The organism is Streptomyces sp. NPDC001002 (genome assembly GCF_053599215.1).
On the sequence record NZ_JBSFLV010000061.1, the window covers coordinates 44,886 to 54,501 of the forward strand.

Below are 9,616 nucleotides of genomic sequence, written 5' to 3' on the forward strand. Positions count from 1 at the left end.
ACAACGGGACGGGCCCGGTGAAGTCCTCGCTCATTCAACTGCCTTTGTATACCGGTCGGTAAGTCCCGGGGGCCAGAGGTCGGCAGCGATGAATTCGAACGCAGGCGCGGTGAGCCGTCCGTACGCGATGCCGTGACACGCGCAACGAGCCGCGGGCGCGAGGCCCACGGCTCGTTGTCAGGCGTGCGTGCCGACGGTGTCCGTACGGCTGGTCAGTCCGTGTCCTCGCAGTGATTGCCCACCGCCGGGTTGAGCAGACCGACGATGTTGACGGAGTTGCCGCAGACGTTGAGGTCCAGGTCCACGGGTACCTGCACGACGTTTCCGGAGAGCACGCCCGGGCTGTCGGTGGCGACACCGGAAGGGTCCGGGTCCGCGCTCGCCGTACCGGCACACAACATCAACGCCGCACCCGCCAGACCGACCGCTGCCGTCAGACGCTTCCTCATGAAGAACTCCTGTCACTCGGAGAGGCATGTCCTTCCACGCTGCCGGTGTTTCCGGGGACCCCGACACTCTTCGGCGGCCGAACGGGTGGCGGCCCCGGCTCGGCGGCCTCGCGGTCCCAGGTGGTGGCGGTGACCCCGCGCTCGCGCAGAACCGCCTTGCGGACCTTGCCGGTCGCGGTGAGCGGCAGCTCCGTAACGGCGTCGACGTACCGGGGCACCGCGAAGGCGGGCAGCTCGCCGGCACAGTGCCGTACGAGGTCCAGGGGGTCCAGCAGGTGGCCGGGCCCGGGGACGACCGCGACCATCACCTCGTCCTCGGCCAGCTCCGAGGGCACCGGGAAGGCCGCCGCGTCGGCGACCGCCGGGTGCGCGCGGACGGCCGACTCCACCTCCTGCGAGGAGATGTTCTCGCCGCGTCGGCGGATGACGTCCTTGATCCGGTCCACGAAGCGGAACCATCCGTCGGGTTCGCGTACCACCCGGTCCCCGGTCCGCCGCCATGCGGTGGGACCAGGCTCGGGCTCCCCCAAGTAGCCGGTGCAGAAGGCGAATTCGCGTGCGCTGCGGACCACCAGCTCACCCGCCACCCCGTCCGGAACGGGAGCCAGCAGCTCGTCGACCACGCGTGCGGAGAAGCCGTCGCGCACCGTGCCCATGTAGCCGGGGCGCTGGTTCTCGGGCGTCGCCCCGATGACGAGGTTCGTCTCCGTGGACCCGAACCCGTCGACGAGCGTCACCCCGAACCGCTCGCGGAACGGCTCCCACGCCGAGGCGGGGATGGCCGGGGAGAGCCCGCACCGGGCCCGGTGCGCACGGTCGCCGGGGCCCTGGGGCCGGGCCAGCAGCATGGGCACCATCGCGCCCAGCAGATAGACGACGGTGGCCCCGGCCCCGGCCACCCGTTCCCAGTACCTCGATGCCGAGAACCGCCCGTCGATCACGCAGCTCGCACCCACGGCCATCGCCTGCGTCAGGGTGGTCAGGGCGTTGGTGTGGAACAGCGGGAGACAGGTGTACAGCACGTCGTCGGCGGTGAGGCGGAGGGAGTCCGACACATTCCGGCCCCACCAGACGGCCTGGGCGTGCGGGCAGCGCACACCGCGTGGCGTCCCCGTGGTGCCCGAGGTGAACAGCACGAAGGCGGTGTCGTCCGGGCGCACTTGGGCGGGAGGCACGGCCGCGGTCGTGCCCGGCGCCGGGACGCCGTCCCCGCCCAGGGTCCACAACTCCCCCTGGAATCCGGCCGCTACGACACGATCCGCCAAGTCCTCGTCCACCAGCAGGAATCGAGCCTCGGCCGCAGTCAGCACCTGCCTGAGTCCATCGCCCCGCAGGCCGGTGTTGAGGGGGATCAGCACCGCTCCGAGCCAGGCGCAGCCGAGGATGAGGTCGACGACCTCGATCCGGTTGCCGGCCATGACGGCGACCCGGTCGCCCCGTCGACAGCCGCGCTCCGCGAGCGCCCCCGCCATGCCGGCCGCGGCCGTACGGGTCTGCGCGTACGTCCGCGTCACCTCGCCCACCCGCAGGAAGGGCCGCTCGCCGAACTCCCCGGCCGCCGCGTCGAGCAGACCGGGGATGGTGTCAGCAAGGGCGGTGGCGCCGAGGCCGGTGTCGTTCATCGCAGCACTCCGGCCTCCCGAAGTCCCCGGATGCGCTCCGCCGAGAAGCCCGCCACCTCGCTCAGTACGGCGTCGGTGTCGGCGCCGAGTACGGGCGCGGCCTCGCGGATCCCGCCGGGCGTGCGGGTGAGGCGGATCGGGACGCCCTCGTGGAGGAAGGCGCCCGCGACCGGGTGCTCCTTGCGCACGTAGAAGCCGCGGGCCCGCAACTGCGGGTCGTGCTCGACGAGTTCACGTCCGTCCTGGACGACACCGGCCGGGACGCCACGTGCCTGGAGCGACTCGGCGGCGCTCTCGACGGACAGCGTGCGGGTCCACTCCCCCAGCGCGGTGTCGACCAGGTCCGCCGCTTCTCTCCGCGCCTCCGCCGTACGGGTCCGTTCGTCGGTGGCGAGGTCCGGGCGGCCGATCACCTCGCACAGCGCCGCCCATTCGGTGTCGTCGCGGACGCTGACGGCCAGCCAGCGGTCGGCGCCGAGGCAGCGGTGGACGCCCTGCGGGCTCCAGCTCGGGTGGGTGTTGCCGCTCGGTGTCACCGCCGGTCCGCCGAGGAGGCTGGTGCCCATGTGGGCGGCGATCGCCTCCAGTTGGGAGAGGTCGATGTGCTGTCCGCGTCCGGTGACCTCCCGGTGCTCCAGTGCGGCGACCGTGGCGAGGGCCGCCTGCAGACCCGCGACGATGTCGCCGTGGCCGTAGATCACCCCGACCACGTCGTCCGGTCCCCAGCCGGTCAGTCCGGTCAGGCCCCCGCTCGCCGAGACCGTGTCGGCGTACGACACCCAGCCGTTGCGCGGTCCGGTGTGGCCCATGCCCGACATGCTGACGTAGACGAGGTCCGGGTTGATGCGGGTCAACTCCTCGTATCCCAGGCCGAGTTTCTTCATGACCGTGGAGCTGAAGTTCTCCACGAGGACGTCGGAGTGGGCGATGAGTTCGCGGAGCACCGCGATGCCGTCGTCGGTCCGGGTGTCGAGGGCGATGCTGCGCTTGTTGCGGTTGACCTCGTTGAAGTAGCCGTTGGTGTTCGGGTCCGTGTGGGGGCCGCGGGAGAGGTGCATGAAGGGGGCGAAGCGGGTGGGGTCGGGGCGGCCCGCGGACTCGACCTTGATGACGTCGGCGCCGTGGTCGGCGAGGATCTTGGTGCAGTACGGGCCGGCCAGGACCCAGGTGAGGTCCAGGACGCGGATGCCCTGGAGGGCGGGGCCTGCGGAGGTCTGCCGCACAGGGGGTTCGGTGCGTGGTCCGGCGTGCATCAGCTCTTGGTCCGCGCCCACGCCCCGGACCTCCAACTCCCGTACCCGGTGGCCTTCCGGGAACGCGAACGGGAAGCCCAGGTCGGTCCGCTCCCCTTCCGGCGTCCGGACCCTGGTGAAGAAACCGCGGGCGGCGAGCTGCGGGTTGTCGGGGAGTTCGTGGGGCAGGTCGACGGCGGCCCAGGGCAGCTTCCTGGCCTGGGCCCGGTCCGCGAACTCGGCCTTCGGCCAGGTGCCCACGAAGTCCTGGACGACCTTGAACACGTGCTCCTGGTGTTTCTTGCGTTCGACCGGGTCCTGCCAGCGCGGTTCGGTGAGATCGGCCGCCGCGTCCTCCTCGCGCAGCCACTCCAGCAGCGCGTCCCACATGCGCGGGCTGCCGCCGAGGCCACCGCCCAGGTAGCCGTCGGCCGCCCGGAACAGGCCGTGCGGGACGAGGGGATGGACCCGGCCCGGGCGTGGCGGCACCCGGTCCTCGTGCAGATAGGCGAGGGTTCCGGCCTCCAGGGCGGCTGCCACGCAGGCCTGGGCGGAGACGTCGACGAGCTGTCCCGGGCCGGTGCGGCGGGCGCGCAGGCCGAGCAGGACGGCGATCGCCGCGTTGACGCCCGCGAGCTGCTCGGCCTGCTGCTCCGGCAGTCGCAGCGGCGGGCCGTCGGGGTCGCCGACCTGGGCGAGCATCCCGCCCAGCGCGGCCACCACGAAGTCGGTCCCCTGCCAGTCGGTGCGTGGGCCGACAAGGCCGAAGGGGGTGACACGGACATGTACGAGGTGGTCGAGCCCCTCGGCCAGTGCCTCGGCGCCGCCCGGACTCCCGTCGAGCAGCACATCGGCGCCGGCCAGCAGACCGCGCAGTTCCTCGGGCGCTGCGGGGACGACCGAGCGTTTGCCCGCGTGCCAGTGGACGAAGGCGTCGCCTCCGAGTTCGCGTCTGGTCTCGTCGCCTTCCGGTGGTTCGACGAGCACGACCTCGTGGCCGAGTCCGACCAGCAGCCGGCCGGCGAACCGGGTGAAGGAGCTGGGCAGTTCGACGACCCGCACGGCGGACTCGCTCATGTCTCCTCCCCGGAGAGTCAGTTGTGCCGCTGGTCCAGGAAGCCGGTGACGACGCTGTGGTAGTCGTAGGGCCGTTCCTCCTGCGGGTGGTGGGAGACTTCGCTCATCACGTGCAGGTTGCCCTTGGGGATCATGCGGGCCAGCATCAGCGGGTAGTCGGGGGTGAGGAACGCGTCCTGCATGCCCCACAGGAAGAGCGTCGGCGCGGCGATCCGCCCGAGTTCGGCGGTGAGGTCCTGCCAGTCGCCGCGCGGGTTGTCGGAGGCGCCGGCGAGAGCGGTCTCCTCGGGGTCGAGGCTCTGCTCGTAGCGCAGGGTCACGGTGCCGTCGGGGATGGCGTCCGGGTCGAACCACTCCAGGCGGGCGATGAGTTCACGCATCTTCTGCCAGGAGGGGCCGGTGCCGCCGTAGTACACGTCCCGGGCGTTGCGGCCACGCCGGCCGCCCTCCGGAAGCGGGGCGAGGGGGCCGTAGAAGACGGGCATGCTGCCGGTGATCACCAACGACCGTACGCGCTCGGGGTACTTCGCGGCGAGGTTGAGGGCGATGGTGCCGCCCCAGGAGTTGCAGACGAAGTCGGCGCGGTCGATGCCGAGCTCGTCGAGCAGGGCGACGGTCTTGGCCGCGTGGTAGTCCCACATGGGGCCCTCGATGACGGGCTTGGCGGACTTGCCGTACTGGAGGATGTCGACGAGCAGGCAGCGGCGGTCCGCCGCGAACAGGGGGGCCACCTGCCCGAAGTCCGACCAGCCGGTGCACCCGGGGCCGCCGCCGTGCAGGAAGACGGTGGCGCTGCCCTCCCCCAGGTCGACGTAGTGGTACTTGACGCCGTCCGCTTCCGCGTAGGTGCCCTCCGGGGGCGCCTGGATGTCCATGAGGTCCATGTCCCGATGGTGGGACCGCGTCGATCTCCGCCCAAGCGGAACGGTCCGCTGAGCGGGCCGGTTCCGTGGCGGCCGAGGCCGGGCCGTCCTTAGCCTCCGGGCACCGGACCAGGATCGCGGGCCGCAGGGAGGCACCTCATGATCGGGAACACCGTGTTGGAGCTGGTCGAGGAGCGGGCCCGGGCGTCGATCGGGGCCGGCGAACAGCGGTCGCTGGGGGTCGTACGGGCCGAGGACGCGGCGGAGTTCGCGCGGGCGGCCGGGGAGCGCGCACCGCGTCTCGTCGATCCCGCGCGCGACGACTTCACCGTCCACCCGATGTACGTGGTGAGTCTGCTGCGCGGGGCGCCCGGGGCCGACGCCTCGGAGTTCCGGCCGGACGGCATGTACCGCGACGAGGTGCCCGGCACCGACGGGCTCGACGTCCGGCTGATGGCGGGCGGCCAGGACGTGCGGTGGGTCGGGGCGGTGCGCGCGGGCGACCGGATCGAGCTGCGGCGCACGCTCACGGATGTGGAGCGCAAGGGCGGTGGCGAGGGGTTCCTGCTCCTCACGGTGGAGAAGACGTACGGCTCGGCGCGGGGCACGCTGGTCGAGGTCACGGAGAGGTTCATCGTCCGATGACGGGCCAACGGGAGCTTCAAGTCGTCGTGGGGCAGGCCGTGTTGCCCGTCGAGCTGACACCCGACGCGATCAGTTTGCTGCGGTTCGGGTCTGTCACCCGTAACGCCCATCGCATCCATTACGACGCCGAGTTCGCGCGGTCCGAGGGGCTGGCCGGGGCGGTCGTCATGGCTCAGCTGCACGGGTGTCTGTTCCACCGTGCGGCGGCGGAGTTCGCGGGTGCGGGTGGGCAGGTGCGCGAGGTGGGGTGGCGGAACCGGGCGCCTGCCTACGTCGGGGACCGGTTGGTGGTGACGGGCACGGTGGAGTCGGTGGACCCGGTCAGTGGTGCGGTCACTCTCGATCTGGTCGAGCGGTGCGGGGCGGGTGGTGAGGGTGGTGCGGGCGATGTGGTGTGTTGCCGGGGGCGGGCGGTCGTGGTCCTGCGGTGAGGTTCCGGGGACGACCACACACGTCCCCCGCGCCTCTCCAACGAACTCCCCCACCGTCCCCCGTATCCCGCGTTCGTCCCAGCGCTGATCCTTTCCCCCAGGTCAGAGGCGTGTGATCGTCCCGGCGTCCCAATCGGGAGCCGGGGGATCCGGGCCTCGGGACGGCCGGGCCAGCATGAGCCTGCCGGGCTACTCCGGCGACTCATCAGAGGGGGAACACCAGATGGGACAAAGGACGCTACTGCGGGGTCTGACCCTCGCCGTGGCAGCGCTCCTGCCCCTGTACGGGCCCACGGTGGTGCAGGCTGCGCAGTCCGCAGCCACCGCCGCGGTCGCGGTCTGCGGGCATACGAGCGCACAGCCCACACTGCAGCAGGGATCGACGGGGGACGCGGCGGTCGAGGCGCAGTGTCAGCTCAATCTGGCGACGAAGCCGAGCAAGTACACGCCGATCGCGGCGGACGGGTCCTTCGGTCCCGCGTCGGTGGCGCGCGTCAAGGATTTCCAGCGCTGTGCGGGGCTGGGCGTGGACGGTGTGGTCGGCCCGCTGACCTGGGCGGCGCTGAACACCTGGGCCGCCCAGCCGCACTCCTGCGCGACCCAGGGCACGTCGACCACGGCGCAGACGTCCGTGTGCGGCCACACCGACACGCGGCCCACGCTGCAGCAGGGCGCCAAGGGCACTGAGGTCATGGAGCTCCAGTGCCGGCTGAACCTGGCCATGGAGCCCTTCCACTACGCGCCGCTGACGATCGACGGCGACTTCGGGGGCGGGACCAAGTCCCGGGTCATCGAGCTCCAGCACTGCGCGAACCTCAGTGCCGACGGCGTCGTGGGCCCCAACACCTGGGCGAAGGTGGTGGATTGGTCCGGCCGTAACGCCTACTGCACGCCGCCGCGCCCGGCCGGCTATCCGATCGACGGGCTGGACACGGCCAAGTACCAGCACCCGGGCGGCGCGGCGATCGACTGGAAGGCCGTGAAGGCCTCTGGGGTCGAGTTCGCGACGGTCAAGGCCACCCGCGGCCTGAACGTCACCGACGAGTACCTCGCCACCGACCTCCCCGCGGCCAGGGCCGCCGGGCTGGCCGTGGCGCCGTACCACTTCTACACGGGCACGGCGGCCGACACGGGTGCGGCGCAGGCCGACCGGTTCATCGCCGCGGTGCGGGCGACCGGTTACACCGGGCAGCGGGCGGGCGATCTGCCGCCGATCTTCGACCTGGAGCGCATGGACGACGGCAGTGGCCGCTGTCCCACCTTCGGCACGGTGAGCGACGCGAAGGCCTGGCTCGACAAGGTGGAGGCGGCCTTCGGGCGTACGCCGATCATCTACACCCAGAAGTCCTTCCTGGACGACTGCATGGGTTCGACGACCGCCTTCGCCCGGTATCCGCTGCAACTCGCGGACTACCGCCAGTCGATCACCTCGCCGCCGGTGCCGAACGGCTCGTCGACGTGGGCGATGTGGCAGTACACCGACGCCGCGCTCTTCCCGGGCATCCACGCTCCGGCGACCGGGGACGTGTTCAACGGCACCCAGGCCGACCTGGACCGGCTGGCCAACCGCACCTCCGGTCTCACCGCCTCGGCGTCGGGCATCTCGGCCGCCAACTCGGCCACCGCCGCCACGAGTTGCTACGGCGGAGCGGTCACGGTGCGCTACGGGGACGTCCTCGACTTCGGCCCGTACGTCACCACCAGCCGCTGCATCGACATCAACATGCGCGTCACCGGCGGAACGGCCGACTACCTCAACGTCTGCGTGAAGTTCGCCAAGACCGGTACCTGCAACCGCTGGACCAAGGTCGGGCGGAGCTGGACGACCATCGCCACCGACGTCCTGGACGGCACCAAGTTCACGGTGCCCAACGGCGTGCCCCTGGAGGGCGACGACGCGGTCGCGCAGATCGCTTTCTGACCACCCCGCCCCCTTACCGAACGGACACCACCATGCTCCGGAGCAAGGCGCTCGCCTCGACTCTGTTCACCACGGCCGCACTGCTGGCGGCGGCCGCCGTCCCCGCCACCGCACAGACCTCGGCCGCCGCGGTCAGCTGCTACGGCGGCGCGAAGACCCTGACGTACCACTACCAGGCGGCCGCCAAGGAATACGGCGTGTACACCACGTCCTCGCGGTGCAACGACATCAACATGCGGCTCATCACCGACGTGCCGGGGGTGTTCCTGGACGCCTGTGTGGTGTTCACCGACCACACCACCAAGTGCAACAACGGCGACGCGTACACCACGCACGGTACCGAGTGGGGGACCGTCGCCACCGACGTCAAGGACGGCACCCACTTCATCCTGCGCGTGCACGCCTACGACACCGACGCGCAGAACGTGACGTTCCAGATCGCCTACTGACCGACCCCGTCTCCCCCACCACCGTTCTCCGAAAGGACGATGATGACTTCCTCCTTCCGTCCCATGAACCGCCGCACCATGCTGCGTGGCACGCTCGCCGCCGGTGCCGGCGTCGCGTTCGGCCAGCTGCTGTTCTCGGGCGTCGCCCAGGCCTATTCGTGGACGCGCACCCTCAACGAAGGTGCCACCGGCGCCGACGTGACCGAGCTGCAGATCAGGATCGCGGGCTGGGCGGCGGACAGCGCGAGCCACAGCCGGGTGAGCATCGACGGGGACTTCGGCCCCGGTACGGCCGCGGCCGTGAAGCGGTTCCAGACGGCGTACGGACTCACCGCCGACGCCAGCGCCGGGCCCAACACCCAGGCGAAGCTCAACGCGCTGGAGCAGTCGGACGGTTCGACGCTGCACTTCAACTGGACCGAGTTCGAGAACCAGACGGGCGGCGGATTCAGCGGCGGCAAGCTGAGCACGGCGCAGGTGAAGGAGAACGTCCGCCGCTGCATGTACAAGCTGGAGGCGCTGCGCAAGAAGCTGGGCGACAAGCCGATCACGGTCAACTCCGGCTTCCGCAGCATCGCGCACAACGCCGAGATCGGCGGGGCCAGCGACAGCATGCACCTGTACGGCACCGCGGCCGACCTGGACGTGCCCGGTGTGGCCACCAAGACCGTCTACCAGAAGGCGGAGACCTGCGGGTTCTCCGGTCTGGAGCGGTACACCGTCGACCACCAGCACGTCGACAGCAGGGCCGACCTCGGCCGCGACTGGTGGTGGGAGAGCGGCACGGTCTGACGCCGCTCACGGGGGAACGGGGCTCCGGGTACCGCCGAGGCGGTAAGGCGGCGGCCTCCTGCGGCGACAAGCTGACCCGCACCTGCCTCTACGAGGCGGCCCGCAAGGAGAGTTCGTGGACCGGCGGCGGACTCC

9 protein-coding genes are annotated in these 9,616 nt (G+C 71.3%); 5 read left to right on the plus strand and 4 right to left on the minus strand.

Annotated features, from left to right (window positions below):
- Positions 1-212 precede the first annotated feature (212 nt).
- Genes ACWDR3_RS26275 through ACWDR3_RS26290 form a run of 4 tightly spaced genes read right to left on the minus strand, consistent with a single transcriptional unit; the run spans position 213 to position 5,264 of the window.
- The gene (locus ACWDR3_RS26275; RefSeq protein WP_124001133.1) at positions 213-449 is read right to left on the minus strand and encodes a chaplin; all 237 of its coding nucleotides are present in this window, start codon (positions 447-449) and stop codon (positions 213-215) included.
- Positions 446-2,071 (minus strand): AMP-binding protein, encoded by a 1,626-nt coding sequence (locus ACWDR3_RS26280; RefSeq protein ID WP_450355032.1) that lies wholly within the window; start codon positions 2,069-2,071, stop codon positions 446-448. Before ACWDR3_RS26280 ends, ACWDR3_RS26275 begins: the two co-directional genes overlap by 4 nt.
- Positions 2,068-4,380: a CoA transferase gene (locus ACWDR3_RS26285; RefSeq protein ID WP_450355033.1), complete on the minus strand. Its 2,313-nt coding sequence runs from the start codon at positions 4,378-4,380 to the stop codon at positions 2,068-2,070. Before ACWDR3_RS26285 ends, ACWDR3_RS26280 begins: the two co-directional genes overlap by 4 nt.
- 17 nt (positions 4,381-4,397) lie before the next feature.
- Positions 4,398-5,264 (minus strand): alpha/beta fold hydrolase, encoded by an 867-nt coding sequence (locus ACWDR3_RS26290; RefSeq protein WP_450355034.1) that lies wholly within the window; start codon positions 5,262-5,264, stop codon positions 4,398-4,400.
- 138 nt (positions 5,265-5,402) lie between these two features.
- Between ACWDR3_RS26290 and ACWDR3_RS26295 the strand changes: the two genes are divergently transcribed.
- The 5 genes from ACWDR3_RS26295 (at position 5,403) to ACWDR3_RS26315 (ending at position 9,481) form a co-directional block, all read left to right on the plus strand.
- Positions 5,403-5,888, plus strand: coding sequence for an FAS1-like dehydratase domain-containing protein (locus ACWDR3_RS26295; RefSeq protein WP_450355035.1), 486 nt, complete (start codon positions 5,403-5,405; stop codon positions 5,886-5,888).
- Positions 5,885-6,319 carry an acyl dehydratase gene (locus ACWDR3_RS26300; protein WP_450355036.1) on the plus strand — a complete coding sequence of 145 codons (435 nt, stop codon included), beginning with the start codon at positions 5,885-5,887 and terminating at the stop codon, positions 6,317-6,319. Before ACWDR3_RS26295 ends, ACWDR3_RS26300 begins: the two co-directional genes overlap by 4 nt.
- A gap of 223 nt (positions 6,320-6,542) precedes the next feature.
- Complete coding sequence (locus ACWDR3_RS26305; RefSeq protein ID WP_450355037.1) at positions 6,543-8,240, plus strand: GH25 family lysozyme; 1,698 nt, start codon at positions 6,543-6,545, stop codon at positions 8,238-8,240.
- Between the two features lie 32 nt (positions 8,241-8,272).
- The gene (locus ACWDR3_RS26310; RefSeq protein ID WP_450355038.1) at positions 8,273-8,689 is read left to right on the plus strand and encodes a hypothetical protein; all 417 of its coding nucleotides are present in this window, start codon (positions 8,273-8,275) and stop codon (positions 8,687-8,689) included.
- A gap of 42 nt (positions 8,690-8,731) precedes the next feature.
- Positions 8,732-9,481 (plus strand): D-Ala-D-Ala carboxypeptidase family metallohydrolase, encoded by a 750-nt coding sequence (locus tag ACWDR3_RS26315; RefSeq protein WP_450355039.1) that lies wholly within the window; start codon positions 8,732-8,734, stop codon positions 9,479-9,481.
- Positions 9,482-9,616 lie beyond the last annotated feature (135 nt).

Coding starts and splice junctions, on each gene's coding strand:
- ACWDR3_RS26275 (WP_124001133.1), bottom strand. CDS start 449: ATGAGGAAGCGTCTGACGGCAGCGGTCGGTCTGGCGGGTGCGGCGTTG.
- ACWDR3_RS26280 (WP_450355032.1), bottom strand. CDS start 2,071: ATGAACGACACCGGCCTCGGCGCCACCGCCCTTGCTGACACCATCCCC.
- ACWDR3_RS26285 (WP_450355033.1), bottom strand. CDS start 4,380: ATGAGCGAGTCCGCCGTGCGGGTCGTCGAACTGCCCAGCTCCTTCACC.
- ACWDR3_RS26290 (WP_450355034.1), bottom strand. CDS start 5,264: ATGGACCTCATGGACATCCAGGCGCCCCCGGAGGGCACCTACGCGGAA.
- ACWDR3_RS26295 (WP_450355035.1), top strand. CDS start 5,403: ATGATCGGGAACACCGTGTTGGAGCTGGTCGAGGAGCGGGCCCGGGCG.
- ACWDR3_RS26300 (WP_450355036.1), top strand. CDS start 5,885: ATGACGGGCCAACGGGAGCTTCAAGTCGTCGTGGGGCAGGCCGTGTTG.
- ACWDR3_RS26305 (WP_450355037.1), top strand. CDS start 6,543: ATGGGACAAAGGACGCTACTGCGGGGTCTGACCCTCGCCGTGGCAGCG.
- ACWDR3_RS26310 (WP_450355038.1), top strand. CDS start 8,273: ATGCTCCGGAGCAAGGCGCTCGCCTCGACTCTGTTCACCACGGCCGCA.
- ACWDR3_RS26315 (WP_450355039.1), top strand. CDS start 8,732: ATGACTTCCTCCTTCCGTCCCATGAACCGCCGCACCATGCTGCGTGGC.